Genomic DNA, 18,008 nt, shown 5'->3' on the forward strand with positions numbered 1-18,008 from the left:
CAGCCCCATCTCTTCCCGAAAACTGGCGGCGGTAATGTGTTCAAAATCTTGATCACCGCGTGCCGGTTTGTACATAGAAATGGACGGTGACAGCAGCTGCTTGAAATCCTTGTCGGGCGACACGATAACGACCTCAGCGCCATCCTGCTCGGCATCGCGAGCGAGGGTGCCGATCACGTCGTCAGCCTCGACGCCCTCGACCTCGGCCACGGGAATGTCCATAGCGCGCACAATGGCTTTGATGCGCGGCAGGTTATCGAGCAGCTCGTCGGGGGGCGGATCGCGATGCGCTTTGTAGTCTTCGTAGATGTCTTCGCGGAAGGTGCCGTCTTGGCTGGGTACATCGAACACGACCGCAATGTGCTCCATCTCATGGTCGCTGATAAGCTTGAGCAGCGAGTTGGTGAAGCCGTAGGCTGCCGAGGTGTTTTCGCCCTTTGAGTTGATGAGCGGGCGCTTAATGAAGATGTAATGGGCGCGATAAGCAAGCGCCATCGCATCGATAAGATACAGCGTGGTGTCGTTGGTTTCGGCGTGGGCCATGCGCAGAGGGGGTGAGCTTGCAGGAGTGCGTAGGATAGCATGTCGTGTATGCTTCGCTGAAACCACGGTTCGGAAGCGTTCCCGTCCTTGTTCGGTGGCGCGACCTGATGCAAGTGTGCTCTCGCATTGCTAACGCGTCTTGTTTGAAGGATGCTTATGCCTTTACGTATGAAAAGCTGACCAACCTATGCATTTTGCGTCTGGATCGGTTGGGGATTGCGTGCGGTGGGCGAGGGCTTAGCATCCAGGTATCAGCATATTTAACCGATAGATAGCCTAATATTTGGTGAGTCGGCACATTTTATACGGCGGAGCATACAGTGCTGTGTGTCAAGTAAGCACACACCGGCTTAAAAATCACTTGCCCCTTCGTTCTCTATTGCGTACCCTTCCTATTACGTTTGTGCCAGAACAGGATTTTAGATGAAACAGGATAGTGAGGCGATAGCAATACGTGTCACGCGGTGCAGTCGCCTTTTCGTGTAGTCTCCACACGTGTCTTCTCTGCAATGGTACGCCCAGGCGCGGAGGCCGCTTTATGGTTCCTGCTGGTCATGTTTTTGTGTCGGTGCTGTCGAGTTGGCGCTGCCACGTATGCTAAAGAGTTGCCACGTATGCTAAAGATGAGTATGCCCACATAAGTATGCTGAAGAGTATGCCTCAAGCAGGCAAGCACAAATAGCGTGATGCGGTCGCGCTTGCCCCGAGCTTCAAGCCCACCGATACAGGCCGTTCCAGGTCCACAAGGCTCGGGTGTTCTCCTCCTCACTTTTGTAGTTGCCGAAGATTTCCTCCGTACGCAATGCTCCCAATTTCTGCCCACGGTACCACCTACCCCGGACGCCGCGAGGTGAACCAGGACGATATTCTGCAATTCTACCCGCATCCTGATGCCTTTTTCCTTGCCGTAGCCGACGGTATGGGCGGCACAGCGGGCGGGCAGATTGCCAGTCAGGCAGTGCTCAAGCGGGTTGAGGCATATCTCGAAGAGCGGTTTCAGTATCAGACTGAGCCGGAGGAGATGAAAGAGATCATGGCCGAAGTCTACGAAGAAGCCCAGGAAGCCATTCGTGCGGTGCTCAACGAGGAGCCCTCGTTACAAGGCATGGGCACAACCATGACCTGCGTGCTCGGGTTCAAAGATCGCTTCGTGGTGGGCAACATGGGCGACAGCCGGGTCTACTACCTGCATAACGGGCGTATGCGACAGGTCACGATTGATCACTCCTATCTCGAAGAGTTTCGGAAACAGGCCAATACCGAGGATTTGGACCCGAAGTTTGTGCGTCAGTACGGCCACATCATCAACAAAACACTGGATGGTGGGGATGACACGCCTGACTTTTTCCCGAAAGAGGACCCGTACTACCCGCTTTCGGATGGGGACGGATTTTTGCTCTGTTCTGATGGGCTTATTGTTGACAAGATGGATGAGCAGGAGCAACTGTTTGCATCATACATGGTCGGCACTTCCGATTTGCGTACCGCTGCCGAGTCGCTCGTGTCGCTGGCGTATCATGCCGGATCGACCGACAACATCTCGGTGGTGATGGCTGAAGTGGGGAGCATCAATCGTAACCTGGGTCGCGTGCGCACCTATGTCTTTCCACCGAGTCAAGAGGAAATGGCGTAGCCGTGCGTCTTCAAGCCGACACTGGTTTGAGATTGCCTCATAATCAGCAGACCTATGATTGGCAGACGTACCGATAGTTGATAGCCTTGCAATTGAATATAATGAGGCAGCTTGGTTTCTCCTCTTGCAACAAGCCCTTGGTTTACCTTCTGGCGCAATGTTCTTCCCGATATCATGTGTAAACGTTTCACAACGTACTTACTGATGCTCGCCCTTGTAGGAGGGAGCGTGCTGCTTTCTGTGCGTACAGCTTTTGCTTCGACTCCAGCCTCCTCGGCCTCGCGAGCAATGATGTGCGAGGATTTTGTTGAGGTACAGTTAGAAAACTTAGAGCAGTTGCTTGCCGAAAACAATCACGAACGGGCACTTAGCGTCGCCAATGTGACCGTGCAGCGCTGCCGCATTCCGCGTTCTGAAGAGGCGCTCGTAAACGTATACCAGTCGTGGCTTCAGTACGCTCAGAACAACGCCACAGGCCAGATTGCGGATGCGCTGGCGTCAGTAACCTCCAACGATAACGTGACGTCCAGCAACCTGAGTGCGTTACGTGGACCGATTACCTCTGGACTTGAGAAATGGGTGGGCCGCCTGGTAGATCAAGAATCGTTTTCGCGTGCTCATCGCTATTGCGGACAGTACCGCCGGCATAGCGATGACACATTTCGGCTTGATCATCTGTGTGGAGTATCGGCGTACCAGACCGAAAATCACGACGAAGCCATCGCCGCCTATGAGTCGATGATAAATGACTGGAACGACGACCAGTCGTATGTGCGCTGGGACGAGGCCGCTGAAGAGCTGAAGGAATTGTACATGATTACCACGGAGTTTGACGATGCCTTCGACATTGCCAAACGCCTGGCTATTCGCGACCCCACCCCAGAAAAGGTCCTGTCGAGCGTTATCACCGTGCGTGGCCAGATGCTGGCCCCGATTGCGCATCATGGCAATATCCTGTTTCGTGGCGTCACCTCCGACGAAATCACCAGCCACGTGCGGAGCGAGATGGAGCGCATCCGATTTCCGGACTTTGTTGCAGGCGTCTATCTGATGACGCGTGACGCCCGCTCGGATGTGATCTTTTATGATTCAGAGACGATCGCTCCACCCTCTACCACTGATTTGGAACGTCTTTCCGGAAACGTTACAATGCTTCAGTCCAGTGATGATCCTGACGAAGCGTGGCTTATTTCGCCTGTTGATGCGGGGTACTTTGTTGTGCAGTTTCAGTCGCGCACCTCGTCGGAAGAAAATGCGCTCCTTGAGGACCTATTGGCTGACATTCAAAACGACCGTCGTTGGGATCGGTTGGTTGACCAACAGCTCTCGCGGTCGTACGCTGCAACTGGAAGTGCCGTAGGTGCCCTCCTTGGTGGGGCTTACCTGGCCGGTGAACCTCTTGACAACTTTTCTTCGCTGTTTGAAGAAAGCACGGCGCTTCTCTATTTTGCAATCCAAGATGAAGATGGGTCCGTTATCCATGACGAACAGTTTTCGCGTGACAACTTAGAGTACGAACAGGATGTGTGGGAGCGGACGACTACCACCCCGGCGCTCTACCATCATGAAACGCGTTATGCGGGGCGTCGTGCTTATGAAGTCGTTTGGCCAAACTTCCAAGACGACGAGTGGGCAGGGGTTGTCCGTGTAGGCATTCGAAACAGATAACGCCTTTATACGCTAATGCCCCTTGTTAATGCCTTTTGCAGTGCCCCATGTGCCCGTGCTTCTGTCTCCCCACAACAGACCAGTGACTCAGCACGGATCCCTCCAGCCTGAGCGCACCCAATGAGGAAGCCACAGGGGGTAATATGCATTCCGATGGACGCTCACACAGGGGAGGCGTTTGCACACAATCCTGTACACAACCGAATGGTTGGGTTGCGTTATACCCTCAAGCAGCATTAATCTATGGGCATTGACCCCTTGCCCGCTGTTGATTATTGTGTAGCATACATTTGCTTACCCTCTTGCCAGGGCAGAGTCCCTTTTTAGTTCCACGTTTATTCTCTTACCTTTTCCCCCTTGTCCAATGAGATTTGTTTGGTTGGCAGTAGCCTTCCTGGCTTTCGTCGGTACCGCACCCGCTGGCGCGCAAACGTCTGTTGGTGATATTCTTGATAATCCAGGTCAGTACAACGACACGGAGGTTTCGGTAGAAGGAACCGTAGACCGTCTTGTTGGCGACGGCGGAAATTACATTCTGGAAGATGAAGATGAAAATGAGATCCGCATCCGATACTCGTCCAGCGAACCACCGGAAGAGGGGGAAGAACTCACTGTAGAGGGACTTGTCTCGATTAGCGCATTTGGACGCGAGCCGTTCATTACAGAAAACGCTCGTACGACCTCTGAAGGTGAGACTACCGAGACCGATCAGGCGGATCGTTCAATTGAGGGAGAAAGCAATCCCTTTACGATTGTCGGCATCATTGCTCTTATCATCACGCTTGCGATCATCGGTAGTGGATACTACCTGTGGAAACGGGAGGAAGAAGCTGAAAAACGCCGCGAAGAAGAGCGGAAGAAGGCAGAGAAAGAGGCCGAAGAGGCGGCGAAAGAGGCTGCAGAGGCACGTTCTGACGACTTGGGAGTGCAGGATACTGAACTGCAAGACGCTGAGGGCGAAAATCGTGCTCTGTTCCCAGATAGCAGTGAGGCCCCATCGCCAGACCAGCCGGCCCGTCGTATCAAGTCGGAGTCGAGTAGCTCCACTGCAAATAAGCCCGATAGCCCCGAAACCCTGAAGTTTAAGGCTCCCCCGAAAACCATGAAATTCATTCCAGGTAAACTGGTCATTATATCGGGTCCAGACAAGGGACGTGAGTTTCGCATTGCAGGATTCCCACGCGAGGAAGACGATGGCAATGTCGTCACGATTGGGCGGGCCGACGTGAAGGGCGAACGGGCGTTTGCACACATCCAGCTGGGCGACACCTACCGCACGGTCTCACGGATTCAAGCCGAGATCATCCAGAAAACCAGCAGCAATGAGGTGTACCTTCGCAACAAAAGTACGACCAACCCCACCCAGGTAAACAACGAAGAGGTGCCTTCGGAGGAGACCGTCGAGCTCCAAAACGAAGACACAATACAGATGGGCGAGCTGGTGCTTCAATACGAAGTGTAACTGCTCTTTCCTCCTCTTTTGCTTGAGCATTGCCCTGGTACTGTGCAGGGAGCCGCGTGCAGTCGCATCGCTGTGGCTTCCTGCATGGGGGCCTTTGCTTTTGCCTTCATGAGAGCCCCCGGCCCGTTCACGTTGCACGAACAGCGGCTTTTTTCCAACCACTCCTTCCTTCTATGTCCGACGCTACAAAGCGCTGCCCGTATTGTCACGAAGAAATTCTGGCCGCAGCGCGCAAATGCAAGCATTGCGGAGAGTGGCTGGAAGACCCCCCCACTACCACAACCAGTATCCGTAATCCTGAAACGCTGGTTCGTGAAGCGCTTAGCGAAAATTACGAAATCGAAAAAGAGCTCGGACGCGGGGGCATGGCCATCGTCTATAAGGCCAAACAGCGCAGTTTAGGGCGTGACATTGCTCTGAAGGTGCTTCCGCAAGGGGTGTCGCACGATAAAAAGATGCTGGAGCGCTTTCATCGCGAGGCCCGCTCTGCCGCCCAACTGAATCATCCTCACATCGTTACGATCATTGATGAGGGGGAGACCAACGGCGTCCACTTCATGGCCATGGAGTATCTGAGCGGACGCGACCTTCACGAGATTATTCAAGAGCAGGGTCGCTTACCCAGTGATGAAGCAGTTACGATCATTGCTCCTATCGCCGAGGCGCTGGCCTATGCTCATGAACAGGGCATGATCCACCGCGATGTAAAAGGCTCTAACGTCATGATTACTGACGTAGGGCGCCCTGTGCTCATGGATTTCGGGATCGCCTATGCCTCGTCTGAGGCCCGGCTAACGCAGACCGGTACGGTGCTCGGTACGCCCGAGTACATGAGCCCGGAGCAAGCTCGGGGCACCGAGGTAGAGGCGCGAAGCGACCTGTACAGCCTTGGCGTCGTGCTTTACGAGGCGCTTACCGGGAAACTGCCCCACTCGGGCGGCCACCCAATGAGTGTGGTATACAAGGTGCTGCATGAGCCCTACACCCCGCCCCGCGAGATTTATCCCGACATTCCGGAGTGGCTGGAGCAGGTCGTTGCAAAGTGCCTCATGAAAGAGGCCGAAGATCGCTTTGCTTCATGCCAGGTGCTGGCCGAGGCGCTTCGCAACCAGGATCCTGGCGAATACGTCGAGATCCCGTCGCCTTCCGAGAATGGCGAAGCCGAAGCGGGCCCCATTCGGCTTGGGGATGAGGAAGAAAGCAATCAGCCGGCTCAAACACAGATCTTTCAATCTAAAGATGGCTCCGAGGAAGACGCCGACGAAGCGGTTGCAAGCGATGAGACAACAGATCGCTCCAGCAGTTCGAGTGAGCCGCAGCGCCAGAACTTAAGTATCGTACGCAGCCTCGAAGGAACTGCCGACTGGGTAAACGCCGTCTCGTTCTCGCCCGATGGCCAGTTCGCGCTCGGTGGAGGCAACCACAACGAAGCAAAGGTCTGGGAGGTGGTGTCTGGTGATGAGGTCCAGACTATTTATGGACTCGATGGCCACCCCATTGCTATTGATCTGTCGTCGAATGGGGAAACGCTCCTCACGCTCAGCTCCGAAAGCACATTGCAACTGTGGGATCTGGAAACAGGCGACCAGCTGCACAACCTCGAAACCTCGCCCAACTCGGTGCTTACCGCCTGCTTCTCGCCCGATGGCAACCGCGTCCTTGGCGGCGCCGGCCAGGGCGGTACGCTGCGCATCTGGGACGTGAAGTCTGGAGAGCCGGAGTTCACTTTCGATACACACGAGGAGCCGGTCTTCTCCGCAGCCTTCTCCCCCGATGGCACACGCGTTGTTACCGGTACTGGCCAGGGGGCACTGCGCATCTGGGACGTGCAATCCGGCGGCCAAGTTATGGAACTTGATACCAGCGACTGGGATGCGGCTTATGTCTTCTCGGTTGCCTTCTCGCCCGACGGACGCTATGTGCTCTCGGGGAGCGATGATATGACTGCACGCCTTTGGGATGCCGATTCGGGCCAGCTTCTGCGCACCTTTGAGCGTCACGATGGGCTCGTCATCGCGGTGTCGTTCTCGCCCGACGGCCAGTTTGCCATCTCGGGCACCAGCAATCTCAATGTCTGCCTCTGGAAGGTCGATGATGGCAACCTCGGCTATCTGTTCAAAGGCGAAAGCGGCGAGGGCGTAAGCGCCGTCGACTTCTCGCCCGACGGGCGCTATGTGCTTTCGGGCACGAAGGAGCGCGGCATCCGCATGTGGACGCCGTGACGCTCCTCCTGCTCACATCGGCGCTCGCATGCTAATGAATTTTCCTGTGACTGAAAGAGGGACCGTCGGCGTTAGTCGAGTCGGTCCCTTGTCTATGAAATGGGGGCTCTGTATCCTAATGAACGCGGTGTGCGAGTTTTTGCGATCTATGTGGGACTGCTCCTATAAGGGAAAGAGATACGCCGTTATCGCTTTCACATCAGAACGCGTCACGAGGCTCCGCCTGTACGTGTTTAGCGCAGGAAGAAACAGGTGCAAACGCATCGCCCGAAGCCGCTCCCCTGGAGAGGGGAGCGATTTGGGGTTTGCTGCTTTACCTTACACCCCAACGTCATCCTGAGTCCCGACAGCCGTCGGGAGGAAGGATCTCAACGCCTACCTCGCACAGGTGGCACGCTCCCCGCATCTCCGACCCCTCCCTAATGGCTCGGGCTAAGGGAACCCTCGAATCGGATGCCTATGGCCTGTCCTGCACGGTTGGCACGAGCCGCCCCATACCAGGCGCTCCTTTGCAGACGCCCCTTTGCAGGCGTGGCGGCATTGCTTCCCAACAGGTCATCCTGAGATGCTTCACTGCGTTCAGCATGACGACAGAGGAGGGAGCGCCTCACAATGTCGAGCTGTTGTTCGCGCCCCCAAGTCATCCTGACGCCCTTGGTCAGAAGGATCACGCCTCGTCGCCTGGCACAACCAGCATGACCTACGGCCCCTCTGCCCCGCTCTAACCTGGCCTAAACACCGCTCGGCACAGGTTCGCAGGCTACACGTCGCTAAACACGTACTCCGCCTCATGACGCAGCCATTTAGGGGCACAACAGGCATGACCCTTCGGGCCCCTCTGCCCTGTTCTTATTGCAAGACCAGGACGCAATCGGGACTGCATGCGGGCCTCTCACAGGGCCATCATGCTTTGTCGTAGAGCAATGACCATCGTGAGACAAACCCGCACATGCCGTTACGGAAGCAATGACCGCTGCAATGTCGTTTTCCCCAGCGGCTCCCCGGCTATGGGTTTCCTTAGCCCGGGCGTTCATCGAAGCCCACTAAACAGATATTGCGTTACAGATATTGCGTTTGTCATGCATCCGTACGAATTGGGGAAGATGCGCGGATGGGGCTGCCGAGCCGTATGTTCAATGCGTTACACGGAACGCCTCCTTAACGGCGCGAAGCGGCAAGCGCAAGACCAAAGACCAGCGCCTGCGCCAAAATAATGGCCGCGCCGCTGGGCCAGTCCAGGTAGAACGAGGCGAAGAGGCCCGCCACGGCCGTGCTGGTACCTACGCCCATCGCGCCGAGTGTCATGGTGCGGAATGAGCGCGCGTGCAGCCGGGCGGTGGCAGCGGGCACCACCAGAAACGCAGCCACGAGAATCGCGCCGACCAGCTTCACCGCCGCCACCACGGTGATCGCAATGCAGGTGATGAGCAACAGGTCGTCGCGCTGCACGGGCACGCCATCGGCACGGGCCAGGGTGCGGTCGAACGTGGCGTAGGCCCAGCGTGGCCAGAGCGGCGCAAGCGCAGCGGTGCCTGCCACGAGCACGAGCAGCGTGATTACGTCGAACGACTCCACAGCCAAGATCGAGCCGAACAGATACGTAAACGCATCGGCGGTGTACTGCTGGCGATACGACAGCAGCACGACTCCAAGCGCAATGGCCACGGCGAAGAGAATCCCGATCGCGGTGTCATTTGTCAGCGGACCGCGATCGCTAATCCACGCGATGGCCCAGCCCACGCCCACCGTAAACGGTACCGCCACCCAGAACGGCTCGATGCCCAGGAGCAGGCCCAGGGCAATCCCACCAAAGGCGGCATGCGAAAGGCCCACGCCCAGAAAGCTCATGCGGCGCTGCACCACAAACGCGCCGTAGTAACTGGCCAGCGCGCCCAGGCACACGCCCACCACCAGCGCGCGCTGCATAAAAGGATACTGAAGCGCATCAATCATGAGGCGAACCTCCTTGCAGCATAGCGTGGGCGTGTCCGACGTGCCCAAAGGCTTCGCGGAGCGGGTCGGCGCCGAGCGCCTCTTGCGGCGGCCCGTAGCTGATGCAGCGTCCGTCGAGCAAGAGCACGTCGGTGGCGTGGTGGTAGGCGGCGTTCCAGTCGTGCGTGACCATCACGATAGTGGCGTCGTGGTCGGCCTGGTAGCGATCGAGCAGTTCGTAGAGGTCGGCAGCGCCGGTGGCATCTACGCCGGTGGCAGGCTCGTCGAGCAGCAGCAGTTCCGGTTCGTGCACCAGGCAGCGCGCCAGATACACGCGCTGGAGTTCGCCGCCCGAGAGGTCGCTCAGCATAGCCGTGGCCAGGTTGGCGGCCCCAACGGTCTCCAGCGCCGCACTGGCCTGTTCGGTGGCCGATTGCGTGCGCCAGAACGGCCAGGCGTGCGTGAGTCCGGAGCACACCAGGTCGAGCACCTCGGCGGGAAACGTGCGGTCGAGCGTCTTGACCTGTGGTACGTAGCCAATGCGAGGAGCATCGCGTCCTGGGGGATGCCCGAGCACCTGCACGGTGCCATCGGACGGCTCCACAAGTCCCAAGAGGGTATGCAGGAGCGTGGTTTTGCCTGCGCCGTTGGGACCGACCACCGCCACAAAGGCAGCGGCCTCCACGTTGAACGACACGTGTTCGATTACGCGCCGCCGCCCGCGATCCACCGAAAGGCGGTTAACCTGAATGACGGGCGCACGGGCCATAGCAAATCGATGAGCACAATGAGACATGCCCCTGCATCCAGGAGCCCGAACAGGAACAGGCTACGCCACAGCCGGAATGGTATCGCCGTCAGCCGTGCGCAAGGGATACTCGGCAGAAACATCGCCCTTGGCCATCTGGCGCAGCGTGCGGCGTAAGAGGCGGCGGCGAAAGGCGCTCAGGTGATCGGTGAAGAGGACGCCCTCCAGGTGGTCGTATTCGTGCTGCACCACGCGCGCCAACATATCGGTCATTTCGTAGGACTGCTCTTCGAAGTTGCGGTCGAGGTATTCCACCTGTACCCGTTCGGGGCGGCGTACGGGCTCGCGCACGTCGGGAATGGAGAGGCAGCCTTCTTCAAACTTGCCGGTGCTGTCGCTCTCCCACGTGATTTTGGGGTTGATGAACACCATCGGCTGCTCCGGGATGTCGAGCCCCTCTTTCTGCAAATCGCTGGCGATGGGCAGCAGATCCACTACAAAGATGCGTTCGGTGCGACCTACTTGCGGAGCCGCCAGCCCGAGCCCGTTGGCAGCACGCATTGTCTCAATCATGTTGCTGATGAGCGTTTGCACCGCCTCGGTGTTTTCGGTGACGGGCTCCGTCTCGCGCCGCAGCGCATCGTGGCCAAACACGTAGATGGGCAGAATCATGGAGCAAGCAAGGGCTGGTTGGTGGGCAAAACGCTGTTGCATTGTACCGGCGGTACGGTGCAGGGATTCGGGAGCCCGCCGCCGTACACGGGCTTACGAGCGCCCATAGTCGTCTTCGAGACGAATGATGTCATCTTCGATGCAGAGCCCGAGCTGCGTCTCGATGAAAACGAACGGGGCATCGGTTGGATTCGTGACGCGATGCACATCGCCAATGTCAATGAACACCGAATCGCCCACCTCCATCGTGATCACCTCGTCATTGAGCGTCACGTCGGCGCTGCCCTGCACGGCCACCCAGTGCTCCTGGCGGTGCTCATGCTTTTGCAGCGACAGGCGCTCACCCGGGTTCACCACAATGCGCTTTACGCGATAGCCCGGCTCGTTCAAGTACTCTTCCCAGCGTCCCCACGGACGGTCATCGGCATCCAGTAGCATACGGTAATCGGGTTGATAGTAAGAAAAGATGGAAGATATAGTATGCCCGATACCAACGGTACCACGCAAGCACTGCACGCGCTCTTTCTATGAAAATACAGCGGGGCCGCGCGTGCAGAAGCAAATCAACGGCGCTGCACCCCGTAATCGCAGCACTCCCATAGCCGGGGAACGTGTGCCGCCCCCTGTATCGGTTTGTCTTTCTCGTCGCGTGGCACAAAAAGCATGGCCTCCGGCCCCTCTGCCGCTGTCTTCTCACAGCCGCCCGATCCAGTCGCGCAGGCGCAGTTCCCACACCTTCCAGGCAGCCTCGCGCACGATGGCTTTGCTCATTTTGGACTGCCCCTCGCTGCGTTCGGTGAAGATGACGGGCACCTCCTGGATGCGAAACCCGGCGCGCCAGGTGCGAAAGTGCATCTCGACCTGAAACGCATATCCGTTCGAGCGCACGCGGTTGAAGTCGAGGTAGGCCGGCACGCGACGATGAAAGCACTTGAATCCCGCCGTAACATCTTTGATGGGCATCCGGGTGATGGCGCGCGTGTACATGCCAGCGCCATACGACAGCACCAGGCGCGGCAGCGGCCAATCGATCACGCGCACCCCGCCGATGTAGCGCGACCCGATAGCCAGATCGGTCTGGTCGGTAGCCACCGGCTCAATGAGGCGCGGCAGGTCATCCGGGTCGTGCGAGAGATCGGCATCCATCTCGCAGATGCAGGTGTAGTCGCGCTCCAGCGCAAACCGAAAGCCCGCCCGGTAGGCCGAACCCAGGCCCTGTTTGCCCGCACGCTCCAGTATAAAAATACGGTGAGGATGCGTAGTCTTTACCTCGCGCACCAGGTCGGCGGTGCCATCGGGCGAGCCGTCATCGATCACCAATACATGCACAGCATTGGGCAGCTCCATGACACGGCGAAGCAGCGACACAATGGTCGCGGATTCGTTATACGTAGGAACAAGAACCAGCGTGGGAGGCACAGAATGCAAATAGGTCAGGAAAAAGGGTGACGTGTAACGATACGAAGCGTAACAAATGGCTTAAGCGCGTACACACAACGTACAACGTACCGCACAAATTAGGCGATAAACCGCAGGTTGTACACACGCTTGCGCCAGGCGGTCCGCAACCGAAGCAGAAGTTCCCCACGAAGAACCATAAGAAACCGTTCCAATTCCGCCCTATACCGAAACTGTACGCCACGGCCTCACTTAAAAGGGCTGGTATATCCGGGGACCGCTTTCGGGTGGGCCGCCCCACGCTATCCATCATCCTGATATCCAACGATACGGTTATGGCATCGAGTAACGAGGTAGTAGACGAAAGCAACGCGCAAGACGCCACCGGCGATGCAGCTGCTGAGGACACGACGTCCGACGCTGCGTCTTCAGGCGATGGCGTCGCCGACGACGCGCCCAAAGGGCCGTGGACCGAGCAGTCGATCGTTATTCCCAGCGATCCAATTACGGAGGAGTACACCTTCGATACGTATCCGGCCGATGCGTATACGCACGACGACGTAGACGCCGACGCGGACGAGCTCATTGAGATGTTTCGGAGCATGACGCTGCAGCGCCGCTTTGAACAACGCTGCCGCCAGCAGTATCAGAAGCAGAACATCTCGGGCTTTCTGCACCTGTACATCGGCCAAGAAGCAGTTTCAACCGGATCGGTACATGCCATTCGGCTGGGCGAAGACTCGGTCATCACCGCGTACCGCGACCACGGCATGGGCCTGGCCATGGGCATGGAGCCTGGGCCGTCGATGGCCGAACTCTTCGGCAAAGGCACGGGCTCCTCGCGTGGGAAGGGCGGATCGATGCACTTCTTCGATAAGGAGCAGCGCCTGTTTGGCGGACACGGCATTGTGGGCGCGCATGTGCCGGTGGGTGCGGGCATTGCCTTTGCCCACACGTACCGCGGCGAAGACAACGTCTGCCTCTGCTTCCTGGGCGACGGTGCCGTGAACCAGGGCGCCTTCCACGAAGCGCTGAACCTGGCCTCCCTCTACGACCTGCCGCTGGTTACGATTATCGAGAACAACCAGTACGCCATGGGTACTGCGGTCGATCGTGCCTCCTCGGAGCCTGACCTTTTCAAGCAGGCCCTCTCGTACGACATGCCCGCTGCGCTCGTGAGCGGCATGGACGTGTTTAGCGTCAAGAAGGCGGTGCACGACCACGCCGAAATGGCGCGCCAGGGCCAGCCGTCGCTGCTGGAGATCCGCACGTACCGCTACCAGGGCCACTCGATCAGCGACCCCGCCGCGTATCGCAAAGAAGGCGAGCTCGACGAACGCAAGAGCGAAGATGCCATCGTGCGCCTGCAGCGCTACATCATCGCAAACGATATTGCCACCGAAGACGAACTCGATGCGATCGACGATGAGTTGAAGCAGACCGTGCTCGATGCCATCGACTTCGCTGAAGAGAGCGACTTCCCCGATGAGAGCGAGCTCTACGATCACGTGTATGCGCAGGACGACTACCGTTTCCTGAACTAACCTGCGCGTTTACACGCACGGGCGCCCCTGCCGCCCGCCTCCCCAACGATATTACGTACTGACTGACTGTTTCCTACCCGATGGCTGAACTGCAATTACGTGAAGCAATTCGCGCGGCAATGTCCGAAGAAATGCGCCGCGACGATAAGGTGTTCTTGATGGGCGAAGAGGTCGCCGAGTATAACGGCGCCTACAAAGTGAGCAAAGGCATGCTCGACGAGTTTGGCCCCGACCGCGTCATCGACACGCCAATTAGCGAACTGGGCTTTGCCGGGCTCGGCATCGGCGCGGCCATGAACGGCTTGCGCCCCATCATCGAGTTTATGACGTGGAATTTCTCGTTCGTGGCGTTCGACCAAGTCGTTAACAACGCCGCAAATATTCGCTACATGTCGGGCGGCCAGTTTGGCACGCCCATCGTCTTTCGCGGCCCTAACGGCGCCGCCGGGCAGCTTGCCGCTACGCACAGCAACTCGGTCGAGGCTATCTACGCCAACTTTCCAGGCCTCAAGGTCATATCCGTGTCGAACCCGGACGATGCCAAGGGCCTGCTCAAAAGCGCTGTGCGCGATGACGACCCGGTGCTCTTCCTGGAAAGCGAACTCATGTACGGCCTGAAGGGCGAGGTGTCGGACGAAGAAGACTACACGCTGCCCATTGGCAAGGCGCGCGTGGCGCGTACCGGAAGCGATGTGACCATCGTGGCACACAACAAGAGCTACCACCTCGCCATGAAGGCGGCCGAGGAGCTGGCCACGCAAGGCTACGAGGCCGAGGTCATCGACCCGCGCACCATTAAGCCGCTCGACATCGAAACGATTGTGGAGTCGGTCGTGAAGACAAACCGCCTCGTCATTGTCGACGAAAGCAATCCCTTCACCAGCTTTGCAAGCGAGGTATCGCAGCAGGTGCAGGAGCGCGCCTTCGACTATCTGGATGCGCCTGTGGCACGCGTCACCGCGGCCGATACCCCTTCGCCCTACGCGCCGAATCTCTACGAAGCCTACATGCCCAGCGTCGACGAAACCGTGACCGCCTGCCGCCAGGTGCTCTACGCCGACGCCTAAGTCCGGCCCCTCACGGGCTCCACAGCCTGCGCATCCCCATCCTGTTCTGCCGATACTCACCTGCTGCACAACATCAACTGTCTATGGCTATCAAAATTGAAATGCCCAAGCTGAGCGACACCATGGAGGAAGGGGTTCTTTCCGCCTGGCTCGTCGACGAGGGCGAAGCTGTTTCGGCGGGCGACATTCTCGCCCAGGTCGAAACCGATAAGGCAACAATGGACCTCGAAGCCTTCGACGACGGCATCCTCCTCAAAAAGATGATCGATGAGGGGGAGGCCGTCCCCATTGGCCAGACGATTGCTGTACTGGGCGAAGAAGACGAAGACATCTCCGATCTTACTGGAGATGCGGGCGGTTCCGACGACGCATCCGAAGCCGATGCCAGCTCCGATGCCGAGACGGCTTCGGCAGAGGCTGAGGCCTCGCAACCAGAACCTGCATCGCCTGAAACCGAAGCGCCCGCCAGCCCTGCCGGCGATGGCGAACTGGCCGAGCGCACCCCCGAGCCGGTTCCTGCTCCCACCGACGCAAGCGGAGAGCGCGTGAAAGCCTCGCCCCTGGCGCGCCGCGTAGCGCAAGAGCACAGCCTGGACCTGGGCACCGTAGCGGGCACCGGCCCGAACGGACGCATTGTCCGGAGCGACGTTGAGGCGGCGATTGAGCAGCGTGAAGCGGCTCCGGAACCGGCTCCCGAAACAGCCCCTGCCCCTTCTGGCGATGGCGCGCCCACACCGCAGCCCGCACCTGCCGAATCCGTCAAGATCGATGTGGGCTACGAGACCGAGTCCATCTCGCAGATGCGGAAAGCCATATCGCGACGCCTGGCGCAGAGCAAGTTCACGGCCCCGCACTTCTACCTCACGATCGACGTGGACATGGCCCGCGCTGCCGAGGTGCGCGCCGATCTCAACGAACGAGCTGAAGCGCAAGACCTGGCACGCATCTCGTACAACGACCTGATCACCAAGGCCTGCGCCCTGGCGCTGCGTGAGCACGACTACGTGAACGCGTCCTATCACGCCGACGAGGGCGAAATCCGCAAGTACGACGACGTGCACGTAGGCGTTGCGGTCGCCATTGACGAGGGGCTGATTACGCCCGTCATCCGCAATGCCGACCAGAAGGGCCTCACGCAGATTGCGGCCGAGACGCGCGAGCTGGCCACGAAAGCACGCGACCGTGAGCTCCAGCCCGAGGAGTACGAAGGCGCCACCTTCACCACGAGCAACCTCGGCATGTTCGGCATCGAAGAGTTCACGGCTATTCTGAATCCGCCGAACGCAGCTATTCTGGCAATTGGCGGCATTCGCGATGAGCCGGTGGTCGAAGACGGTGAGATTGTGCCCGGCAAGCGCATGAAGGTCACGCTCTCCTGCGATCACCGCGTGGTGGATGGGGCCGTGGGCGCGCAGTTCCTCGACACCGTGCGCGGCTACCTCGAAGACCCGATGACCATGCTGCTGTAACGCCGCCTATCATTCGAATCCACCCTGCGCCGCAGTGGAATCCCCCCGGATTCGGCTGCGGTGTTTTAATGCGCGTGTACTTGTATGCATGTCCTTATGCCGAATCCGGTTACGCCATTATGGGATGGCTCTTCTACAGAGCCGCAGATTTAGGTGCTGTTCTGGATGTTTCTTTCGTTCACCTGTTCGTTTTTCCACATACCAACGAAGCACGCAGAGCTGATGTGAGATCGTGCCAAACGGGCACCTCGAAATAGCTCAATATATTGACAGGTTCTGCATGAATACGAGGCAGAGCCTCTGAACGGCTGCGTCGCACGGCGGAGCCATGCGACGAGGTAGGTCGTAGTTACAGCAGGGAGCACCAACAGGCTGTGTACGAGAGTCGTGCTGACCGTGACATGGTCATCGGTTTCTTCGTATGTCCTTGCCTCCCGTACTCGTCGCGAGGCTCTGCCTCGTGACGCCCAAACCTGGAGGCTCTGCCTCCCCAAGTACCCAAACATCAGCGGCGCTTCAGCGAAAGTTAGCACGTGATGACAGTCCCATATTCACATTATAAGATATGCCCAAAACGCTTTTCGAGGACGTAGAATACAAGCTTCCCAATGTTGCAAAAGTGCCGCTGTATAGCCCGTTTCGGTACCCAGGTGGAAAGTCGCGATGGTACTTTTACATAAAGCAGTGGATACTCTCTACGCAGCCTTCGCTATTTGTTGAGCCTTTTGCAGGCGGTGCTCATGCAGGTCTTGCTGTTGCCATTGAGCCATGGGCGCAAGATATCGTTGACAATGTCGTCCTTGTCGAGTTGGATGCAAATGTAAGTGCCGTTTGGCAAACGATCTTTAGCAATGAGGTTGACTGGCTGCTCGACCGCATTCAGTCGTTTGAAATGTCGCATGCTGCAGCGAAAGAAGCCATCGAGGCCAAAGATCAATCGGTGCGTGAGCGGGCTTTTGCAATGATCATTCACAATCGTGTAAGTCGGGGAGGAATTACAGCCCCTGGAGCTGGATGGGTAAAGAAGGGAGAGAATGGAAAGGGACTTCATTCGCGTTGGTACGCCCAAACTCTCGTACAACGCATTCAGAAAATAGCCGCCGTGCGTGACCGAGTCACTTTTATAGAGGGAAACGCATTCGATGTGCTCCCCAATTATCTCGGACAGCAAGCGGCACTTTTCATTGACCCGCCGTATCCCAAGGCAGGCGGACGTTTATACGAGCACTCGGATGTGGACCATGAGGAAATCTTCCGACATGCAGCATCTGCTGAAGGAACAGCGCTCCTTACATACGACAACTCGGAGCACGTACATGCTCTCGTAGATGCGTATGGGTTCGATTCTGAAGAGCTTATTGTGTCCACGACCCATCATACGAGAAAAACGGAACTGCTTATTAGCAAAGATCTGACCTGGTTGCGGAGCATGGATCCGGCCATGTAGAAAGCAAATCTTATTGGTAGCACACCGCTTCTGCATTGTGCGCTATGTAATGTGGTCGTTTTGCGTTGGGGTATGCATTACTACAGAACATCAGATTTAGCGAGGACATCTGGATGTTTCTTTCGTTCACCTGTTCGTTTTTCCACATACCAACGAAGCACGCAGAGCTGATGTGAGATCGTGCCAAACGGGCACCTCGAAAT

Annotated in this window: 13 protein-coding genes and 1 pseudogene; 8 read left to right on the top strand and 6 right to left on the bottom strand. The window is 57.9% G+C overall.

Annotated elements, in window-relative coordinates; genetic code table 11:
* Positions 1-543: pseudogene (locus R6U20_RS08550) on the bottom strand (DNA polymerase I); the annotation flags it as partial.
* A gap of 802 nt (positions 544-1,345) precedes the next feature.
* On the opposite strand from R6U20_RS08550, the gene R6U20_RS08555 reads away from it, so the two are divergent.
* The 4 genes from R6U20_RS08555 (at position 1,346) to R6U20_RS08570 (ending at position 7,528) form a co-directional block, all read left to right on the top strand.
* Positions 1,346-2,176 carry a protein phosphatase 2C domain-containing protein gene (locus R6U20_RS08555; RefSeq protein ID WP_410337439.1) on the top strand — a complete coding sequence of 277 codons (831 nt, stop codon included), beginning with the start codon at positions 1,346-1,348 and terminating at the stop codon, positions 2,174-2,176.
* Positions 2,177-2,380: 204 nt separating this feature from the next.
* Positions 2,381-3,844: a hypothetical protein gene (locus tag R6U20_RS08560; protein ID WP_410337440.1), complete on the top strand. Its 1,464-nt coding sequence runs from the start codon at positions 2,381-2,383 to the stop codon at positions 3,842-3,844.
* Between the two features lie 379 nt (positions 3,845-4,223).
* Positions 4,224-5,306 carry an FHA domain-containing protein gene (locus R6U20_RS08565; RefSeq protein WP_410337441.1) on the top strand — a complete coding sequence of 361 codons (1,083 nt, stop codon included), beginning with the start codon at positions 4,224-4,226 and terminating at the stop codon, positions 5,304-5,306.
* 173 nt (positions 5,307-5,479) lie between these two features.
* The gene (locus R6U20_RS08570; RefSeq protein ID WP_410337442.1) at positions 5,480-7,528 is read left to right on the top strand and encodes a protein kinase domain-containing protein; all 2,049 of its coding nucleotides are present in this window, start codon (positions 5,480-5,482) and stop codon (positions 7,526-7,528) included.
* 1,158 nt (positions 7,529-8,686) lie between these two features.
* Here the strand turns inward: R6U20_RS08570 and R6U20_RS08575 are convergent.
* The 5 genes from R6U20_RS08575 to R6U20_RS08595 form a co-directional block, all read right to left on the bottom strand.
* A complete protein-coding gene (locus R6U20_RS08575) occupies positions 8,687-9,481 on the bottom strand; it encodes a metal ABC transporter permease (RefSeq protein WP_410337443.1) in 795 nt (264 codons plus the stop codon).
* Entirely contained in the window at positions 9,474-10,229 is a 756-nt protein-coding gene (locus tag R6U20_RS08580) for a metal ABC transporter ATP-binding protein (RefSeq protein WP_410337444.1), read from the bottom strand. The genes R6U20_RS08575 and R6U20_RS08580 overlap by 8 nt, the downstream gene beginning before the upstream one ends.
* Before the next feature lie 60 nt (positions 10,230-10,289).
* Entirely contained in the window at positions 10,290-10,880 is a 591-nt protein-coding gene (gene def / locus R6U20_RS08585; protein WP_410337445.1) for a peptide deformylase, read from the bottom strand.
* Positions 10,881-10,973: 93 nt separating this feature from the next.
* Positions 10,974-11,318 carry a phosphomannose isomerase type II C-terminal cupin domain gene (locus R6U20_RS08590; RefSeq protein ID WP_410337446.1) on the bottom strand — a complete coding sequence of 115 codons (345 nt, stop codon included), beginning with the start codon at positions 11,316-11,318 and terminating at the stop codon, positions 10,974-10,976.
* A gap of 255 nt (positions 11,319-11,573) precedes the next feature.
* Positions 11,574-12,299 (bottom strand): polyprenol monophosphomannose synthase, encoded by a 726-nt coding sequence (locus tag R6U20_RS08595; RefSeq protein WP_410337447.1) that lies wholly within the window; start codon positions 12,297-12,299, stop codon positions 11,574-11,576.
* A gap of 314 nt (positions 12,300-12,613) precedes the next feature.
* Between R6U20_RS08595 and pdhA the strand changes: the two genes are divergently transcribed.
* The 4 genes from pdhA (at position 12,614) to R6U20_RS08615 (ending at position 17,805) form a co-directional block, all read left to right on the top strand.
* The gene (gene pdhA / locus R6U20_RS08600; protein ID WP_410337448.1) at positions 12,614-13,822 is read left to right on the top strand and encodes a pyruvate dehydrogenase (acetyl-transferring) E1 component subunit alpha; all 1,209 of its coding nucleotides are present in this window, start codon (positions 12,614-12,616) and stop codon (positions 13,820-13,822) included.
* Positions 13,823-13,902: 80 nt separating this feature from the next.
* Positions 13,903-14,889, top strand: coding sequence for a pyruvate dehydrogenase complex E1 component subunit beta (locus R6U20_RS08605; protein WP_410337449.1), 987 nt, complete (start codon positions 13,903-13,905; stop codon positions 14,887-14,889).
* A gap of 83 nt (positions 14,890-14,972) precedes the next feature.
* Positions 14,973-16,358, top strand: a complete 1,386-nt coding sequence (locus tag R6U20_RS08610; protein ID WP_410337450.1) for a pyruvate dehydrogenase complex dihydrolipoamide acetyltransferase — start codon at positions 14,973-14,975, stop codon at positions 16,356-16,358.
* Between the two features lie 565 nt (positions 16,359-16,923).
* Positions 16,924-17,805, top strand: a complete 882-nt coding sequence (locus R6U20_RS08615; RefSeq protein WP_410337451.1) for a DNA adenine methylase — start codon at positions 16,924-16,926, stop codon at positions 17,803-17,805.
* Positions 17,806-18,008 lie beyond the last annotated feature (203 nt).

Origin of the sequence: Longimonas sp., from assembly GCF_046498435.1 — a bacterium.
In the GTDB taxonomy this organism is placed as follows: Bacteria; Bacteroidota; Rhodothermia; order Rhodothermales; family Salinibacteraceae; genus Longimonas.